Genomic DNA, 18,175 nt, shown 5'->3' with positions numbered 1-18,175 from the left:
CCTGACGGGGCAGGGCAGGGACAAGCCGCGATCCGCCAGTCCCTGCTTCGGCCCGTTGCATGCACCACCACGGATCGACCATGCGCCATTCCATCTTCCTTGTCGTACTGCTGTTGGCTGCCACCGACGTGCGCGCCCAGCAGGACGATCTTCGTCGTGTGCTTGAACAGGGCACCGAACTGCGCCACCAGCAGCAGGACCAGCAGCGCCTGCAGCAGGCGGAGTCGGAGCGGCCGACCATCACCATCGACGGCCAGACGCTGCGCGTGGAGCGCACCGTCGATGATCTTGGCCAGGCCCTCTACCTGTCACTGCAGCATCAGCAATGGCAGGCTGCCGCTGCGTTCCTCGAGGAGTACATCGAACTGCCGGGGCATGATCCCCTGCTGCGCCACTATGCGCAGGGGGCGCTGGCGCGGGTGGCAGGCGACCATCGTCGCGCGGCGAAGGAGTACGAAGCGCTGCTGGCGGCGCAGCCGGATTTCCTGCCGGCCCGCCTCGAGCTGGCACGTGTCTATGCGGAAGACCAGCGCGATCGCGATGCGGCCGCGCTGTTCACGGCCATCGCTGCAGGCATCAATGCCGATGATCCGGCCACGGCCGGCGTCCGCGCGCGCGTGGAGGGCTACCTGAGTGCCCTGCAGGCGCGCCAGCGCTGGAAAGGCGCGCTGTCCGCCGGCCCGGCGTGGAGTGACAACATCAACCGCAGCTCGGCCAGTCGCACCTGCCTGTTCGGCGTGGGCGACACCTGCATCATCGAACGGAAACTGCCCGACGCCCAACGCGCGGTGGGCATCGACTACGACGCCAGCCTGGAACGGCGCTGGGTGCTCGGCGGGCATCATGGGCTGTACGTGCGCGGTCTCGCCTTCGGTCAGGCATGGCGCGGGCACAGTGCCTACAACGAGCTCAATGCCAACGTGCAGGCGGGTTACAGCTGGCGTAGTGCACGGCAGACCGTGCTGCTCGCCTCCAGCTATGACTACCAGGGCCTGGGCAATCATGCGCTGCAGGGCGGCAGCGGCGTGCACGGGGAATGGCAGTACGCCCTGGATGCACGCAGCCTGCTCAAGCTGGAGGCCGACTGGAAGCGCCAGCGCTATCGCCAGCAGGGCCTGGCCAGCAACTACGACGGCGAGCTGGCATCGGTGTATGCCACCTGGTTTCGCGCGCTCAATCCGCGCTGGACGGTCTTCGCCGGGCTGGATGTGACCGACAGCAGCGCCGCCGACCCGGCCAACGGCTACCGCCAGCGCGGCCTGCGGCTGGGCGCGGCACGGCAGTGGAGCGGCACCACGGCCACCGTATTCGTGTCGCTGCGCCAGCGCGACTACGACACCTGGAGTCCGTTGCTGGAGGCGCGCAGGCAGGACGACGAACAGAACCTGATCGCCATCGTGCGCAGCGAGCGCTTGGCCGTGGCCGGGCTGGTACCCAGCCTGAGCCTGCGCTACGCGCGCATCGACAGCAACGTCGGCTGGCTTTACAGCCACGACCGCAGCCTGCTCAGCCTGAAGTGGGAACGGGCCTTCTGAACGCGCCGTTGCAACGCGGTGGTGAACGTGCCGTGGCCGCGATCTTCATCCATCATCACGCGCTCTTGTAGCCCGGTTCGCGCATTCTGCGGGCGTTGCGGCGGAGGTGGGCCGCGTGTATCGAGGAGCGCCGGTCGTGCTGGAAGCGGGCAACAAACCAGAGGGCCTGAAAGGGCTGCGTGTACTGGTGGCGGAGGATGAATTCGCCATCGCGATGTTCCTGGTCGACTATCTGGAGCTGAAAGGCGCACAGGTGGTGGGGCCTGCCGGTGACCTGCAGGCGTTGGGGCAGCTGGTCGATACCCATCCCATCGATGTGGCGTTGCTGGACATCAACCTGGGCGGTGAGCAGGTCTATCCGCTGGCCGATCGGCTGGCCGAGGCGGGTACACCCTTCCTGCTGACCTCCGGTTATGACGACAACCTGCCCAGCCGCTTCGCCAGCGCGCCGCGCTGTACCAAGCCTTATCACATCGAAACCCTGGTGCAGCAGCTGGCCGGGCTGGTGGCGGCGCCGCAGGTCTCTGCGGGCATCGCCTGATTGCGCGGCATGTCGCGCCGTCCTGAAGGCATCCACGCCGCCAAGCTGCGTGGCGGGATGCCACCTGCACCGCGCCTGCATGCGCGCCACGATGGCATGGCCGCGCGCATCGCCCGCCATGACTGGTCATCCACGCCACTGGGTGCCTGCGAGCAGTGGCCGCCCCACCTGCGCGCCACCGTCGATCTGATGCTGGCCCATGGCTTCCCGATGATCGTGCTGTGGGGCGAGCAGCTGGTGCAGCTCTACAACGATGGCTATGCCGAGATCCTGGCCGACAAGCATCCCGGCGGGCTCGGCCAGCCGACCCGCGAGTGCTGGCCCGAGGTCTGGCACATCAACGGCCCGCTCTATACCCGTGTCTGGCAGGGCGAGACGCTCACCTTCGAAGACAAGCTGTACCCGCTGGTCCGGCGTGGCCGTCTGGAAGACATCTGGTTCACCATCACCTACAGCCCGATCCGTGGCGAGGAAGGGCGCATCAACGGCGTGCTGGTGACGATGTTCGAGACCACCGCCGCGCATCTGGCGCTGGCCGCGCGCGAGCGCGAGGAACTGCGGCGGCGCGAGAGCGAGCGACGCCTGGAGCTGGCCTTCAGGATGCTGCCGGTCGGCCTGTGCATCGTCGATCTGCAGGGTCGCATGCTGCTGTCCAACGACCAGATGCGTGCCTACCTGCCCAGCGGCAAGGTGCCTTCCACCGATGAGGCCAACCTGCATCGCTGGCGTGGTTGGCATGCCGACGGTAGCGCCATCGGGCCGGAGGATTTCGCCATTGCCCGTGCGATGCGCGGTGAGACCGTTGTGCCGGGGCTGGAGTTCCAGTACCTGCACGACGATGGCCGCGCGCGCTGGACCCGGGTCGCGGCCGCGCCCCTGCGCGATGGCGACGGCGAGGTCAGCGGGGTATTTGCCATCGCCGTGGACATCGACGATCTCAAGCGTGCCACCGAGCGCCAGTCGGTGTTGCTGGCTGAACTGCAGCACCGGGTGCGCAACATCATGTCGACCATCCATGCCATTGCCTGGCGGACCCGCGAGTCGGTCAGCAGTGTGGATGAATACGCCGAACGGTTGTGCGGGCGACTGATGTCGCTGGCACGCACGCAGAGCCTGCTGACCCGTGGCGCCAATGCCGGGGTCTGCCTGCGTGGCATGATCGATGAGGAGATCGCGGCGCAGACGCCGGCGGCGGCCGCCTGCCGCCTGCAGGGCGAGGACGTGCTGCTGCCGCCGAAGGCGGCCGAAGTGCTGTCCTTGGCGATCCACGAATTGGCGACCAACGCCCTGCGGCATGGTGCACTGACCCATGAGGATGGCCGGATCGAGGTGACCTGGCACCTGCAGGTGCAGGGTGGGCAGCCGTGGCTGGGGCTGCACTGGTGTGAACGCCATGCCGCCGTGGAAGACTGGGAGCTGCCCCGGCAGCGTGGCCTTGGCCGGGCGCTGATCGAGCAGCGCGTGCCGTACGAGCTGGCCGGCAGCGGCGAGCTGCGCTTTGGCCCACAAGGCCTGGATGCCTGGATCCGCTTCCCGCTGCGCGAGCGTGACAGTCTGCTGCAGACCGATGCGCCGGGCGCAGCGGCGGACGGTTCCGGCAGGTAAAGGTCCATTTATCCCCAATTGGGCCAAATTGGGTATAGTGGCCATTATCCACCCTACCCGGAGCCGTGCCATGACCCTGCCGCTGGATCTGCCTGGCCTCGAGAAGGCCCCAGCCTCGTCGGTGAAGACCCGGGGCTGGCCGAGCCTGATGCGTACCGTGCGCGAGAAGCAGGCGCTGGTCATCACCAACCACAACCACCCCGAAGCGGTGATCGTGGACATCCGCACTTACCAGGAGCTGCTGGCCAAGGCCGCCGGCAGCGATGCCGGTGAGCGCAGTGAAGAACTGCTGCGCCTGCGCGGCGAATTCGACCAGACTCTGGCTGGCCTGCAGCGCGGTGAGGGGCTGGGCAAGGTGCTGGGCCAGCCGATCCGCCGCGGCCGCAAGGTCACCCTCGGCCGTCCGCTCTGACCGATGGGGCGGATCCTGGTGCTGGCCGGCGTCAACGGCGCCGGCAAGAGTTCGCTGCTGGGAACCTGGCTGGAAGCCGAAGGGCTGGGCTGGTTCAACCCCGATTCGTTCACCCGCCGCCTGGTAGAGGCGGGCTGGCCGCTGCCCGACGCCAATGCCGAGGCTTGGCAGGAAGGCACCCGCCGCCTGCGCCAGGCCATGGCCGATGGCACGGACTTCGCCTTCGAGACCACGCTGGGCGGCAACACCATTCCGCGCCTGCTGCGCGAGGCCTGCGAGCACCATCACGTCGCGATCTGGTTCTGTGGCCTGGCCACGGTGGACCTGCACATTGCCCGTGTTGCAGCGCGGGTGGCCGCCGGCGGCCATGACATTCCGGTGGAGAAGATCCACGCCCGCTTCGATTCGGCACGCGAGAACCTGCTGGAACTGCTGCCACACCTGGCCGAGCTGCATGTCTACGACAACAGCGCTCCCGCCGACGCCGACGGCTGCGTCGAGCCGCTGCCGGTGCTGGCGATGGCGCACGGCCAGCTGCAGTACCCGGTCTCGGTGGCCGAGCTGCTGCACACGCCGGACTGGGCCAAACCCATCGTGATGCGTGCGATGGAGTTGAACGCTGCGCGCGATTGAGGGCGCGTACGTTGTAGAGCCGAGCCCACGCTCGGCTGATCCCTCGAAAGGCAGCCGCGCGCGGGCTTGGCCGTACAACAACGCCGGCTTCGCTGAGCCTCAGGCCGGCTTTACCTGCTCAGGCTCCGCAGTCTCCGGCAGTGGCGGCAGACTCGGGTCCACCGTGACCGGCACATCGCTCTTCAACAACGCCGCAGCTTCCCTATCGCTGCCGACGGCCGGCGGTGAACCGCGCAGCGGCAGGCCGGCGGTTTCCTTCACGAACAGCATCGTGATCAGGCCGATCACCGCCGCGCCCATCAGGTAATAGGCCGGCACCAGCGGGTCGCCGGTACGTTCCACCAGCCACGCGGTCACAAGTGGCGTGGTGCCACCGAACAGCGACACCGAGACGTTGAAGGCGATCGACAGCGCGCTGTAGCGCACCGGGGTGTAGAACAGCGCCGGCAGCGTGGACGGCATCGAGCTGGTGAAGCACACCAGCGCCAGGCCCAGCAGCATCAGGCCGAGGAAGATCAGCCAGTCGTTGCCGCTGCCGATCAGCAGCAGGCAGGGTACGGCCAGCACCAGCAGCGCGATGCAGGCACCGATGATCATCGGGCGGCGGCCCAGCCTGTCACTGAACAACCCGCCGACGATGTTCAGCGGCATCATCACCAGCATCACGATGATGATCAGCAGCAGGCCCTTGCTCTCGGCGTAGTTCATGGTGACGCTGAGGTAGCTGGGCATGTAGGTCAGCAGCATGTAGTCGGTCACGTTGAACACCAGCACCAGGCCCATGCAGACCAGCAGCTGGCGACCATGTACCTGGAACAGCGCGCCAAGCCCAGGCCGGTCGTGCTCGCGCTTCTCGGCTTCCTCGGCGAAGGCGCGGAAGGCCGGCGTTTCCTCCAATTTCATGCGCATGTACAGGCCGAGCAGGCCCAGCGGGCCGGCCACCAGGAATGGAATGCGCCAGCCCCAATCCAGCATCTGTTCGCTGCTCAACAGCATGTGCAGCGCGGTCACGGTTCCGGCGCCGGCGATGTAGCCGCCCAGCGTACCGAACTCCAGCCAGCTGCCCATCAGGCCGCGGTTGCGGTCGGTGGAATACTCGGCGATGAAGGTGGCCGCACCACCGTACTCGCCGCCGGTGGAGAACCCCTGCACCACACGTGCCAGCAGCAACAGCACCGGTGCCCAGATGCCGATGCGCTCGTAGGCGGGAATCAAGCCGATCGAGAACGTGCCCAGCGCCATCAGGATCATGGTGAACGCCAGCACTTTCTGGCGCCCATAACGGTCGCCGAGCGGGCCGAACACCAGGCCGCCGAGTGGACGCACCAGGAATGCCACGGTGAAGGTGGCGAAGGCGGCGATCACCTGTGCTGTGGGGTTGCTGGACGGGAAGAACACCTGGCCGATGGTGACGGCCAGATAGCCGTAGACACCGAAGTCGAACCACTCCATGGCATTGCCGAGTGCGGCGGCGCCCACGGCGCGCTTGAGCATGGGCTTGTCGACGACGGTGATCTCATCGACCTTCAGATGGCGGCGGCGTTTGAACCAGCCGAAGTGGGCATGGGAATCGGGCGTGTCCTGCATAGGGGCTCCCTTGTAGGTATGGAATAGGGGAATGGGTGCTGTGGTGTGTCCCGGAATTCGGAAACGGCGATGCAGGCGCAAGTGGCGCGGGGGCATCGGAAGGCGGCGTGGGGGCCGGGGAATGTGTGCAGGCGGAATGCCACGCGCACGGCGAAGCACCGCCGCAGAGGGAGAGACGCGACAACGGGATCACAGCGGCCGCGCAGTCAGCGGTCGGACATCACATCAGCGTAGGGGTGCAGGCAGAGGGCCTGCGGGCGTCATCCGCCGGGATCCAGCGCGAGGCGATGGAAATGCAGGGCGGGAGCATTCGTGGCAAGCGAAGCGCCGGTCGGCAGTGCTTCCCACGTAACAGGTGCGCCCGTCACGTAGTGGGTCGTGTCGATCATCCGTTCATCATAACGGCATCGGCGTGAGCATGCAGCGAAGCAGGCTGATCTGCACGCTGTGTTCCACCTCGCCTGTTCAGAAGGCTCAGGCCGACTTCGCCACCAAGCCGAACACCGTGCAGGCCATCGCCAGGGCGCCCGGCAGTGCCAGTTTTCGCGTGACCAGTGCGGCGCCGATCATGGTGAGCACCGAGAGCATGATGGCCAGGGCGAAGAACGGTTGGCCCTGCAGGAACTGGTGGATGCAACCGGCACAGCCGGCAATGGCCAGGCTGGTGGCAAAGCAGACGTGGAACAGTGAGCCAGCGTACACAGAGGTTCCTCGCGATGATGGAGGCCATAGCGGCAGGCAGCCGGACAAATTTAGCGCTGATTGCAGATTGCGATGACGGGATCACATCCTGTACGCGCTCTGGTGACATCGGCGTGCATAAGGTGGGGCGCACACCCACTTTTCGGATTGATGGAGGATGCAATGGCGCGGACGATTCCCGAAGGAGCCCTGATCGTGGTAGCCGACGGTGGTTCGGCACGGGTGTTCACCAACGTGGGCAGCAACCACCAGTTGACCTTGAAGCAGGAAGGCGAACTGCGCCTGCAGGACATCAGCGAGCAGGGCGTATCCGGGCAGGGGCCTGCGGGTGCAGTGCCGAAGGACATGTCGGTCTCGCAGCTCAACGAGGCGACGTTCGCCAAGCAGGTGGCCGAACAGCTCAACGAAGATGCCTTGAAGAACCGCTATGCGCACCTGGTGTTGATCGCCGACCCGACCACGCTGGGTCGCATTCGTCCGCTGCTGCATAAAGAGGTCCAGGCGCGATTGCTCGGGGATATTGCCAAGGATCTGACCAACGCGCCGTTGGAAGACATCCAGAAGGCACTGGCGGCGTAGCGCTCATGCCGTTCATGCGTGATCACCTTGCGAACGAGCCCACCTTTGTGGAGGTGGCGGCGCAGGCTGGCTGGCAGGTGCTGGAGTTCGGTGCGCCCTGGTGCGGTCATTGCCAGGCCGCGCAGCCTGCGTTGCAGGCCTTTGTCGAATCGAACGATCTGCCGCATTGGAAGATCGAGGATGGCAAGGGAAGGCCGTTGGGGCGAGCGTTCAAGGTAAAGCTGTGGCCGACGGTGGTGCTGCTGCGCGATGGAGAAGAGATCGCGCGGGTGGTAAGGCCGCTGGACAGCGCGGATCTCATGTCGTTGCAGAGCGCGCTTCCCGGTTGAAGATTGAACCGGGCGTGGGAAGCCGGGCAGTCGCACTGCAGCATGCGGCGTGGCAGGCCCGGTGCTAGGATCCGGCTATCACCTGAATCGATCCAAATGCCGATGCCCACGCTGGACCGTCGTCTCCTGATCGCTGTCGCCGCCACGGCGATGTTCGCTTCCGGCCTGGTTTCGGCCGCGCCTGCCAGAACCGCCGCCGACAAGGCCTATGCCTCGGTCGACCCGTTCATTGGTACGGGTGGTGAAGGCCACACTTACCCGGGTGCCACGGTGCCGTTCGGCATGGTCCAGCTCAGCCCGGACACACGCATCCAGCCACGCGAAAAGGCCTATGGCTGGGCAGCCGGCTATCGCTACGACGACCGCAGCATCGTCGGCTTCTCGCACACGCATTTTTCCGGCACTGGCCATTCGGACCTCGGCGACATCCTGCTGATGCCGTTCACCGGCAATCCCGGCCTGGAGCGCGGTGATCCGGAAAAGCCGCGCAGCGGTTTCGCGTCGCGCTTCCGCCACGATGACGAGAAGGCTGAGCCGGGCTACTACGCCGTCACCTTGGACGATTACAAGGTGCGCGCCGAGCTGACTACCAGTGCGCGCGTGGGCGTGCATCGCTACGCGTTCCCCAAGGGCACCGAAGCCAAGGTGCTGCTGGACATGCGTACCAGCATGTACGACTACCCGGGCAAGGTACTGTGGTCGCGGGTGCGGGTGCGCGCCGATGGCACCGTGACCGGTTTCCGAGAGACACGCGGCTGGGCGCCGGGTCGCCAGCTGTACTTCGCGATGCGTTTCTCGCGTCCGCTGGCCGGGCATGAGCTGCACAACACCGAGCAGGACATCGTCTACAAGGGCTTCCCGCCGCCGGGCGAGAAGGATCCAGCGCAGCGCGCACAGATCGAGGGCCGCCAGCTGGTCGGTACCTTCGCATTCGGCAAGCTGGATGCACCGCTGGTGGTCAAGGTGGCGATCTCGCCCGTCAGTGAAGCCGGCGCCATTGCCAACCTCGACGCGGAAGTGGCCGACTTCGATTTCGATCGCGTGCGTGCGCAGGCGAAACAGGAATGGACGCAGGCGCTGTCGGTGCTTGATATCGACGCCCCGGAACACGCCCGCCGCAGTGCCTATACCGCGCTGTACCACACGATGCTGGGGCCGACGCTGTTCATGGATGCCGATGGCCAGTACCGCGGCTCGGACAATGCCGTGCATCAGGCCACGGGTTACACCAACTATTCCACCTTCTCGCTGTGGGACACCTACCGCGCCCTGCATCCGCTGCTGACCCTGGTGCAGCCGGAAAAGCGCAACAGCGACTTCATCAATTCGATGCTGGCCCACCATGAGCACAGCCCCTACGGCATGCTGCCGGTGTGGTCGTTCCATGGCCTGGAAGACTGGTGCATGATCGGCTACCACGCGGTGCCGGTGATCGCCGATGCCTACGTGAAGGGCATCCGTGGCTTCGATGCCGACAAGGCGCTGAAGGCAATGGTCGAGACCGCGAATTACGGCCCGTATGACGGCATCGCGCAGTACCGCGAGCTGGGTTACGTGCCCATCGACGAGGAAGGCGAGGCCGCCAGCAAGACGCTGGAATACGCCTTCGATGACTGGACCATCGCGCGCATGGCGCAGGCGATGGGCAAGACCGATATCGCGACGACCTTCGACAAGCGTGCCGGCAACTGGCGCAACGCCTTCGACAAGGACACCGGCTTCATGCGCGCACGAAAGCGCGATGGCAGCTTCCGCACCCCGTTCGACCCCAGCGCCAGCGGCTATGGCACCGACTACACCGAGGGCAACGCCTGGCAGTATTCGTGGTACGTGCCGCAGGACGTCGCCGGCCTGGCGGCAGCGCACGGTGGCAGCGACAAGCTGCTCGCGCGCCTGGACGAAGTGTTCAACGCCAAGGTGGATCCGTCCATCTTCGAGCACATGGAAGACATCACCGGCCTGATCGGCTGGTATGCGCATGGCAACGAACCCAGTCACCATGTGGCCTACCTGTACTCGTACGCCGGCCAGTCGTGGCGCACCCAGGCGCGCCTGAAGCAGATCATGGACACCCAGTACGCTGATCGTCCGGATGGCCTGGCCGGCAACGATGACGTCGGCCAGATGTCGGCGTGGTACGTGTTCACCGCGTTGGGCTTCTATCCGGTGGCGCCGGGCTCGGGCGAGTACATCCTCGGCCGCCCGTTCCTGCCGAAGACCGCGATGCGCCTGCCGAACGGCAAGACGTTCACCATCGTGGCCGATGGGTTGGATGACAAGCACACCTATGTGGGCAACGTGAGTCTCAACGGCAAGCCGCTGCAGCGCACCTTCCTGCGCCATGACGAGATCCTGGCAGGTGGCGAGCTGCGTTTCACCATGCAGGCCGAGCCGAACAAGGATTGGCCGGGGCAGGGCGCGCAGGCGCCGTACTCGATGAGCCGGTGATGCGATCCTGGTAGGTGCCAACCTTGGTTGGCACGCTTCACGGGTGACCTGATACCTGTAGAGCCGAGCCCATGCTCGGCTGCTTTTGGCACGGTGCCTGAGCCGAGCATGGGCTCGGCTCTACAAGGGCAATTCGACAAAGGTCAACGGAACCGCACCCCCACCCGCGCGCCACCGAGCGGCGCCGTTTCGATCTTCAACATCGCACCGTGCCGCTGCGCGATCTCGGCCACGATTGCCAGTCCCAGGCCGCAGCCATCGCCCTCGCTGCTCGCCCGGTAGAAGCGTTCCGTGACGCGCGCGCGTTCGGCTTCGGCGATGCCTGCGCCATCATCGTCCACCCATACGTGGACGCCGCCGGCCTCCTGCCGAACGCCGAGGGTGATCACACCGCGTGAGGCGCCATAGCGCAACGCGTTGTCCAGCAGGTTGCCCAATGCCTCGCGCAACAGCTGCGGATCGCCCTGTATCGACACGCCGTCGTCGGGCCCGTCGTAACCCAGGTCCACGCCCGCAACCAACGCACGGTCGGCGTAGCGTTCGACCACGCCACGCGCCAGCGCGGCCAGATCCAACGGCTGCAGCGGCAGTGCACTGCCATGTGGATCTTCCGATCGGCTGAGCATCAGCAGCTGGTTGACCAGGTGCTGCAGCCGCGCCAGCCCGGCCAGCGTGCCGGACAGCGCCAGTTGCTGGGCCTGCGGATCGTGCTGGCGCAATGAACTTTCCAGCTCCACCTGCATCGCTGCCAGCGGCGTGCGCAGCTGGTGCGCGGCATTGCTGACGAAGCGCCGCTGTGCATCCTGCATCGCGTCCAGGCGCTGCAGCAGCGCGTTGTAGGCCTCCACCGCCGGCCACAGTTCGCGCGGGGCTTCCTGTGCCGGATCCAGCGGCGCCAGCGGATCCGGCCGCGGGCTGGCCAGCTTCCGCGCGACCAGGTTGGCATGGCGTGCGGCAGCGCCTGTACCGGACCAGGCCAGCCATGCCGCCAGTGCCAGGATCGCAGCCTGGAACGGAACGCTGGTCAGCAGTAGCTTGCGCTCCAGCCGGTGGCGCTTGCGCAGTGTCTCGGCCACGCGCAGCCGGATGTCATGACCCGGTCCGGCGCTGACCACCACTTCGACCATGCGCACGGCCTGCCCACGCAGCCGCGCATCATAGTAGACCGGGTCGTCGCTGCCGGCGGACATCGACGGGCGTGGCAGTGCCTCGGGCAGGTCGCCATACAGGCGCCCACCCCCGGCGTCGACCACCTCGCCATGCACTTCGTCGGCGGTGTCCCAAGTGAACATGCGTGACACCGCCGGGGTGATCTCGATGGACGCACGGCCGTCCTGCACCGTCACCAGCTCGGACAACGACATCGCCGAATCCAGCAGCCAGCGGTCGTAGACCTGGCCGGCGTAGAAGCGCGCCAGGGCGAATGAACCCACTGCGCTGCACAACAGCAGTACCAGCAGTGGCAGCCACAGGCGTCTCAGCAGCAGGCCACGCAGGCTGTGCACGCGCTCAGTCACCCACGGCCTCCAACCGGTATCCAAGCCCACGCAGCATGCGGATGCCGACGCCGGCGTGGGCCTGTTCCAGTTTGCGGCGCAGGCGGCTGACATGCACTTCGATCACCGACAGGTTGGCCTCGTGGTCCCAGCTGTACAGCGCGTCGAACAGGCGCTGCTTGGTAACCGTGCGGCCGGGATGCTGCATCAGTGCCTCGACCAGCGACAGCTCGCGCGCGGTCAGCTCGATGCGCTGGCCGTCCACCTGCACTTCATTGCGGATGCTGTCGAAGCACAACCGGCCCAGGCGCTTCTGCGCCGGTGCATCGCTGCGGCGGCGCGACAGCGCACGCAGGCGCGCTTCCAGTTCTCCCAGGGCGAAGGGCTTGGCCAGGTAGTCGTCGCCACCGCGGTCGAGGCCGAGGATGCGGTCCTCCACACCATCGCGTGCGGTCAGGATCAGCACCGGCAGGATGACGCCGTCGTTGCGCAGGCGCGAGAGCAGGTCCAGGCCATCCACGTCGGGCAATGAAAGGTCGAGCACCATCACGTCATACGGCGCGCTGGCCAGTGCCGCCGGTGCGTGCAGCCCCCGCGAAAGGTGGTCGCACAGATGACCGGCACCCTGCAGGGCGCGGATCAGTCCATCAGCCAGGGCGGCGTCGTCTTCGATCAGCAGGATTCGCATTGCAAGCTTCGTGCAAGGTTGGGGCAAGTTTGGCGCAAGTGCATCACCTTACCGTGACGTGCATGAATTTCTCCCCTCGTCTTGCGGCCGTGTTGGCCACTCTTCTGTGCGCGCCCACCGCTTCGGCGCTGTCCCTGCAGGAAGCGCAGCGCGCAATGGAAGCACACAACCCGGACCTGCGTGCGGCGGCACTGGAGCTGCGCGGTGTGCAGGGCGATGCGCAGACGGCGGCGTTGCGCCCGTCCACCGAGTTGTCGATCGGCACCAGCAAGATCAGCCCCAAGCATGGCATCGGCCCTGGGCGCTGGCAGGACAAGCGGGTGGACAGCACCGTGGGCCTGGGCTGGACCTGGGAGCGCGGTGGCAAGCGTGCGTTGCGTATCCGCCAGGCCGATGCGCTGCTGGAAGTGGCCGGGCTGGAGATGCTCGATGCGCGGCGCCGCCAGCAGGTGGCGCTGCATGAAACCTATTTCGGCCTGAAGGGCGCACAGGAGCGGGCGCAGATTGCCGATGCCAACCGCCAGAGCTCGGCCGAGCAGATGGCGGCGGCGGACAAGCAGGTTGCCACCGGGGCGATGGCGCCGGTCGACCGCGCGCGGCTGGCGGTGGACGACCTGGCGGTAGCCGACGCGGCGCGCGAGGCGGCGCTGGATCTGCGCGACGCGCGGCATGCGCTTGGCCTGCTGCTCGGCCGCGACGACAGCCATGACCTCAGCGCCGATGATCCGTGGCCAGATCCCGCGGGCAGGGCCGACGCGCGCACTTTCGATCCTCAGCAGCGTGCCGATCTGCGCGCGGCACGTTCGCGCCTGGTTGCGGCGGACGCCGGTGTGGCATTGGCGCGCAGTGAGCGCCACCGCGACATCCAGTTGGGCGTGGAGGCCGAGCGCGAGCCGACTGACATCAGCGGCGTCACCTGGGGTGTGTCATTGACCATTCCGCTCGGCGGCCCGTCACGTGCACGCGGCGCGATCCAGCGTGCCGAGGCCGACCGTGACAGTGCCGCGCTGGAGCTGCAGGTGCTGCAGCGCGAAGCGCACGCCGAACTGGACCAGTTGCAGGCCAGCGCGCAGTCCGCCGCGCAGCGTCGCAGCGACTACGAAGGACTGCAGTCCGATGCCGCACGCAAGGCGGTGCAGGGCATTGAACTGGCCTACCGCCGCGGCGCCGCCAGCCTGACCGATCTGCTGGATGCGCGCCGCAGCTGGCGCGAGTTCGAGGCTGCGTTGATTGAAGCGCGTGCCGACCATGCCATTGCTTTGGCGCGCTGGGAAGCGGCCACATCCATTGCTGAAGGAGAGTTCCGATGAAGTCCACCGTCGCCTATCGGCCGCAGGCGCGACACGCCGTGCTGCCGGCCTTGCTGGCGCTGGCTCTGCTGGGTGGCTGCGGCCGCGAGCCGGCGTCCTATACCGAGGACGCGCCGAAGGTCAGTGCCGGCCAGATCCAGTTTCCTGCCGGTAGCCGCCAGCTGGACGTGCTGCGCAGCGAGGTGGTCACCGCCGGCGCCAGCGCCAGCCTGCAGCTGCCGGGCCGGGTGGTCTGGGACGAGACGCGCTCCAGCGCGCTGCGTACGCCGTTGGCGGGGCAGGTGGCGCGCATCGAGGCACAGCCGGGGCAGAAAGTGAAGGTGGGCCAGGTGATCGCCTGGATCACTTCGCCCGAATTCGGCCAGGCCCAGGCGGAGGGCGTGCGCGGCCGTGCCGAGCTGCAGCAGGCGCGCAAGGAGCTGGAGCGCACCCGCGAGTTGCATGCGGCAGGTGTGGCGTCGGGCCGCGAACTGGACGAGGCCGAGGCCAATTTCGCCGGCAGCCAGGCCGATCACGCGCGTGCGACCGCCTTCGCCAAGGCGTATGGCAATGGCCCGCACGTCGACCAGCGCCTGCCGCTGCGCGCGCCGATCGATGGCGTGCTGGTGGAGCGGCGGATGAGCCCGGGCATGACAGTCAGCCCCGACAGCGAACAGCCGTTGGCGGTGATTGGCGATCCGGACCGCCTGTGGTTGCTGCTGGATGTACCGGAGAGCCTGGCCGGACGCTTGAAGGCGGGCATGCAGGTGAGCGTTTCCGGGGCCGATGGACAGCCGCTGCAGGCGACCCTGCAGCACGTGGATGACTTCGTCGACAGCGAACGCCGTGTGGTGCAGGCGCGCGCCGAGCTGGACAACCGCGCACGCGGTTTCAAGGCGGGGCAGTACGTGCGCGCCCAGGTGGCGTTGCCGGCCGAGGGCGGTGTCTCGCTGCCCGATGCGGCCGTGTTGTTGATCGACGGCAAGCAGGTGGTGTTCGTGGAGGAGGGCAAGGGCCGCTTCGTGCGTCACGCGGTGCATGCCGAGGAACTGGGCGATGGCCGGCTGTGGGTCCGTGAAGGCCTGGCCGCAGGCGCCAGGGTGGTGGTCGAGGGCGGCCTGCTGCTGCAGCAGCTGGCGGACAGCGCGCCTGCCGCCGCCAGCAGCGGCACGGGGCACGCCGCCCCATGATCGATCGCCTGATTGCCTACTGCCTGCGCCAGCCGCTGATGGTCATGCTGGCACTGCTGCTGTTCATCGGCGCTGGCATTGCCGCGTTCCGCGTGCTGCCGGTGGAAGCCTTCCCGGATGTGTCCGACACCCAGGTGACAGTGGTGTCGCTGCACCCGGGCCGTGCCGCCGAAGAGGTCGAGCGCGAGGTGACGATGCCACTGGAAGTGGCGTTGTCCGGTATCCCGCATTCGGTGCGGGTGTTCTCGCATACGCAGTTCGGCCTGTCGATGATCATCCTGACCTTCGACGACAAGGCCGATGACTACTTCGCGCGCCAGCAGGTGCTGGAACGCCTGCAGGGCGTGGAACTGCCGGAAGGGGTAACGCCGGAACTGGAGGCGATGAGCTCGGCGGTAGGTGAGATCTACCGTTATGTGCTGAAAGGCCCGCACATGACGCCGACCCAGCTGCGCACCGTGCAGGAATGGACAATGGAACGCAGCCTGCGCACCGTGCCGGGCGTGGCCGATGTGATCAGCTTCGGTGGCTTCGCGCGCACCTTCCAGGTCAAGCCGGACCTGGACAAGCTGCGTGACCGTGGCATCAGCCTCGGTGAGTTCGCCGAGGCGCTGGAGAAGGGCAGCTCGAATGCGGGCGGCGGCTACGTGGAGCGTGGGCAGCAGCAGTTCCTGATCCGTGGCGTGGGCCTGATGCGTTCGTCGGCGGACATCGGCAACGTGGTGGTGGCGCAGCGCGGGGGCACGCCTATCCTGGTGCGCGACCTGGCCGGCATCGCCGACACCGGCCTGCCGCGCCAGGGCCTGGTCGGCCAGGACGACAATGACGATGCGGTGTTCGGCATGGTCCTGATGCGCAAGGGCGAGAACCCGTCCGATGTGCTCGACGCCCTGCATGCGCGCATCGCCGAGATCGAGGCCAACCAGTTGCCGGCCGGGGTCAGCATCGAGCCGTTCTACGACCGCTCGTGGCTGGTCACGACCACGTTGAAGACGGTCTTCCGCAACCTGCTGGAAGGCGCAGTGCTGGTGTTCCTGGTGTTGTGGCTGTTCCTGTACAACGCCCGGGCCGCGCTGATCGTGGCGGCGATGATGCCGCTGGCCCTGCTGTCGACCTTCCTCGGCCTGCATCTGTGGGGTGTGCCGGCGAACTTGCTCTCGTTGGGTGCGATGGATTTCGGCATCATCATTGATGGCGCGGTGATCGTCACCGAACACATCGTCTCGCGACTGTCGAAGCTGCCACCTGCGGCCGATCGGAAGAAGCGGTTCTCGACCATTCTTTCAGCGGCATCGGAAGTGGGCCGCCCGACGTTCTTCTCGATGCTGATCATCATCGCCGCGCACATCCCGATCTTCACCCTGCAGCGGCAGGAAGGACGCATGTTCGCGCCGATGGCGTACTCGGTGACCTCGGCGTTGATCGGTGCGCTGATCCTGGCGCTGACCGTGGTGCCGCTGTTCTGCTACTGGTGGCTGCGGCGCGACCGCATGCGTGACGGCAATCCGCTGATGGACCGCCTGACCGGCTGGTACCGGCCGATCCTGGAGCGTGCATTGGCCCGCCCGCGTGCGGTGGTACTGACTGCAGTTGCGCTGCTGGTCGGCACGCTGGCATTGGGCACCCGGTTGGGTTCGGAGTTCCTGCCTGAGCTGGACGAAGGCTCGATCTGGCTGACCGCCACGCTCGACCCCAGCACCAGCCTGGCCGAAGCCCAGCAGCAGTCGCGGCGCATCCGTGAGCTGGTCGGCAGCTTCCCGCAGGTGTCGACGGTGGTGGCCAAGCTGGGACGCCCGGAAGACGGCTCCGACGCCAAGGGCGCCAACCAGATCGAGGCATTGGTGGCGTTGAAGCCGGAGAAGGAGTGGCCGAAGGGCGTGGACAAGCGGCAGCTGGTGAGCGATCTGCAGCGCATGCTGGAGCAGCGCATTCCGGGGCCGGAGTTCTCGATCTCGCAGCCGGTGCGCGACAACATCCTGGAGAGCATCTCGCAGATCAAGGGCCAGGTGGTGATCAAGGTCAGTGGCTCGGACCTGGACGTGCTGAATCAGCAGGCGCAGGCGATCCTGGGCCAGGTGCGTGGTGTGGAGGGCGTGGAGAGCGCCTTCATTGACCGTGACGGGTCGTTGCCGCAGCTGCAGATCGAGATCGACCGCGACCGTGCCGCGCGCTATGGCCTCAATGTGCGCGACATCGACGAGGTGATCGAGACCGCACTGGGCGGGCGCCAGGTCGGCGAACTGTGGGAGGGCGACCGCAAGTTCCCGATCACGCTGCGCCTGGACGACGCCGACCGCGACCTGCAACGGTTGCGCACGGTCCCGGTGGGCATCGGCGATGGCCACACCGTGACGCTGTCCGACGTGGCCGACTTCCGCATGGCCAGCGGCGCGATCAACATCTCGCGCGAGAATGCACAGCGGGTGAAGGCAGTGAGCATCTTCATCGCCGGGCGTGACATGGGCAGCGTGGTGGCCGACATGCGCAAACGCGTGGACGCCAGCGTGCAGCTGCCGGAGGGCTACCGGCTGGAGTGGTCCGGCGAGTTCGAGAACCAGCAACGTGCAATGAAGCGGCTGGGCTGGGTGATCCCGCTGTCGGTGCTGATCATCTTCGTGCTGCTGTTCGATGCCTTCAAGGACATCAGCAGCGCCGCGCTGATCCTGGCCAACGTGCCACTGGCGATGATCGGCGGCATCCTCGCCCTGTGGTTGACCGGCATTCCACTGTCGGTGTCGGCGGCGATCGGTTTCATTGCATTGTTCGGGCAAGCGGTGCTGAACGGGGTGGTGATGCTCAGTCGCTTCGCGCAGCTGCGCGAGCAGGGCATGGACCTGCTGCAGTCGGTCGTGCAGGGCTCGCTGCAGCGCTTGCGCACCGTACTGATGACCGCACTGCTGGCGATGTTTGGCCTGCTGCCGATGGCGACCTCGCATGCGATTGGTGCCGAGACCCAGAAGCCGCTGGCGGTGGTGGTGATTGGCGGCCTGCTGTCGGCGATGTTGCTGACCCTGCTGGTGCTGCCTACGCTATACTACTGGGTACACCGGCGCCGCGAGGCCCGGACGGGCTGACGATAATGTAGAGCCGAGCCCATGCTCGGCGGCTTCTGGCTTCTGCGCGAAGAGCAGCCGTGCCTGG

At 66.9% G+C, this 18,175-nt stretch carries 15 protein-coding genes; 11 read left to right on the top strand and 4 right to left on the bottom strand.

What is annotated here, in order from left to right:
- Positions 1–80: 80 nt before the first annotated feature.
- The 5 genes from AC13FN_RS09560 (at position 81) to AC13FN_RS09540 (ending at position 4,726) form a co-directional block, all read left to right on the top strand.
- A complete protein-coding gene (locus AC13FN_RS09560; protein ID WP_197645867.1) occupies positions 81–1,535 on the top strand; it encodes a surface lipoprotein assembly modifier in 1,455 nt (484 codons plus the stop codon).
- 136 nt (positions 1,536–1,671) lie between these two features.
- Entirely contained in the window at positions 1,672–2,076 is a 405-nt protein-coding gene (locus tag AC13FN_RS09555) for a response regulator (RefSeq protein ID WP_019337750.1), read from the top strand.
- A 9-nt stretch (positions 2,077–2,085) separates the two neighbouring features.
- On the top strand, positions 2,086–3,681 hold the full coding sequence (locus tag AC13FN_RS09550; protein WP_478412606.1) for a sensor histidine kinase: 1,596 nt from the start codon (positions 2,086–2,088) through the stop codon (positions 3,679–3,681).
- Positions 3,682–3,751: 70 nt separating this feature from the next.
- Complete coding sequence (locus AC13FN_RS09545; RefSeq protein ID WP_010485378.1) at positions 3,752–4,093, top strand: type II toxin-antitoxin system prevent-host-death family antitoxin; 342 nt, start codon at positions 3,752–3,754, stop codon at positions 4,091–4,093.
- A gap of 3 nt (positions 4,094–4,096) precedes the next feature.
- Complete coding sequence (locus tag AC13FN_RS09540) at positions 4,097–4,726, top strand: ATPase (protein WP_010485380.1); 630 nt, start codon at positions 4,097–4,099, stop codon at positions 4,724–4,726.
- A 99-nt stretch (positions 4,727–4,825) separates the two neighbouring features.
- Here the strand turns inward: AC13FN_RS09540 and proP are convergent, their stop codons facing one another.
- Positions 4,826–6,313, bottom strand: a complete 1,488-nt coding sequence (proP, locus tag AC13FN_RS09535) for a glycine betaine/L-proline transporter ProP (protein ID WP_478412605.1) — start codon at positions 6,311–6,313, stop codon at positions 4,826–4,828.
- 474 nt (positions 6,314–6,787) lie between these two features.
- Positions 6,788–7,015 carry a hypothetical protein gene (locus tag AC13FN_RS09530; RefSeq protein ID WP_019337747.1) on the bottom strand — a complete coding sequence of 76 codons (228 nt, stop codon included), beginning with the start codon at positions 7,013–7,015 and terminating at the stop codon, positions 6,788–6,790.
- A gap of 162 nt (positions 7,016–7,177) precedes the next feature.
- Between AC13FN_RS09530 and AC13FN_RS09525 the strand changes: the two genes are divergently transcribed.
- The 3 genes from AC13FN_RS09525 (at position 7,178) to AC13FN_RS09515 (ending at position 10,371) form a co-directional block, all read left to right on the top strand.
- Positions 7,178–7,594, top strand: coding sequence for a baeRF12 domain-containing protein (locus tag AC13FN_RS09525; protein ID WP_054171871.1), 417 nt, complete (start codon positions 7,178–7,180; stop codon positions 7,592–7,594).
- Between the two features lie 5 nt (positions 7,595–7,599).
- The gene (locus AC13FN_RS09520) at positions 7,600–7,923 is read left to right on the top strand and encodes a thioredoxin family protein (RefSeq protein ID WP_482984692.1); all 324 of its coding nucleotides are present in this window, start codon (positions 7,600–7,602) and stop codon (positions 7,921–7,923) included.
- A gap of 96 nt (positions 7,924–8,019) precedes the next feature.
- Positions 8,020–10,371 (top strand): GH92 family glycosyl hydrolase, encoded by a 2,352-nt coding sequence (locus AC13FN_RS09515; RefSeq protein WP_478412603.1) that lies wholly within the window; start codon positions 8,020–8,022, stop codon positions 10,369–10,371.
- Positions 10,372–10,514: 143 nt separating this feature from the next.
- Here AC13FN_RS09515 and AC13FN_RS09510 read toward each other — a convergent pair whose 3' ends face one another.
- Both AC13FN_RS09510 and AC13FN_RS09505 read right to left on the bottom strand, forming a co-directional pair.
- On the bottom strand, positions 10,515–11,888 hold the full coding sequence (locus AC13FN_RS09510; RefSeq protein WP_049437507.1) for a sensor histidine kinase: 1,374 nt from the start codon (positions 11,886–11,888) through the stop codon (positions 10,515–10,517).
- Positions 11,881–12,555 (bottom strand): response regulator, encoded by a 675-nt coding sequence (locus tag AC13FN_RS09505; RefSeq protein ID WP_053443132.1) that lies wholly within the window; start codon positions 12,553–12,555, stop codon positions 11,881–11,883. The genes AC13FN_RS09510 and AC13FN_RS09505 overlap by 8 nt, the downstream gene beginning before the upstream one ends.
- Before the next feature lie 62 nt (positions 12,556–12,617).
- Here AC13FN_RS09505 and AC13FN_RS09500 point away from each other — a divergent pair, with 62 nt between their 5' ends.
- Genes AC13FN_RS09500 through AC13FN_RS09490 form a run of 3 tightly spaced genes read left to right on the top strand, consistent with a single transcriptional unit; the run spans position 12,618 to position 18,108 of the window.
- Positions 12,618–13,865 carry a TolC family protein gene (locus AC13FN_RS09500; RefSeq protein ID WP_053443131.1) on the top strand — a complete coding sequence of 416 codons (1,248 nt, stop codon included), beginning with the start codon at positions 12,618–12,620 and terminating at the stop codon, positions 13,863–13,865.
- Positions 13,862–15,034, top strand: a complete 1,173-nt coding sequence (locus tag AC13FN_RS09495) for an efflux RND transporter periplasmic adaptor subunit (protein ID WP_478412601.1) — start codon at positions 13,862–13,864, stop codon at positions 15,032–15,034. The genes AC13FN_RS09500 and AC13FN_RS09495 overlap by 4 nt, the downstream gene beginning before the upstream one ends.
- Positions 15,031–18,108 carry an efflux RND transporter permease subunit gene (locus tag AC13FN_RS09490; protein WP_478412600.1) on the top strand — a complete coding sequence of 1,026 codons (3,078 nt, stop codon included), beginning with the start codon at positions 15,031–15,033 and terminating at the stop codon, positions 18,106–18,108. The genes AC13FN_RS09495 and AC13FN_RS09490 overlap by 4 nt, the downstream gene beginning before the upstream one ends.
- Positions 18,109–18,175: the final 67 nt, after the last annotated feature.

Source organism: Stenotrophomonas sp. 115C5 (genome assembly GCF_056861055.1).
This window is presented reverse-complemented; position numbering and strand designations above follow the sequence as displayed.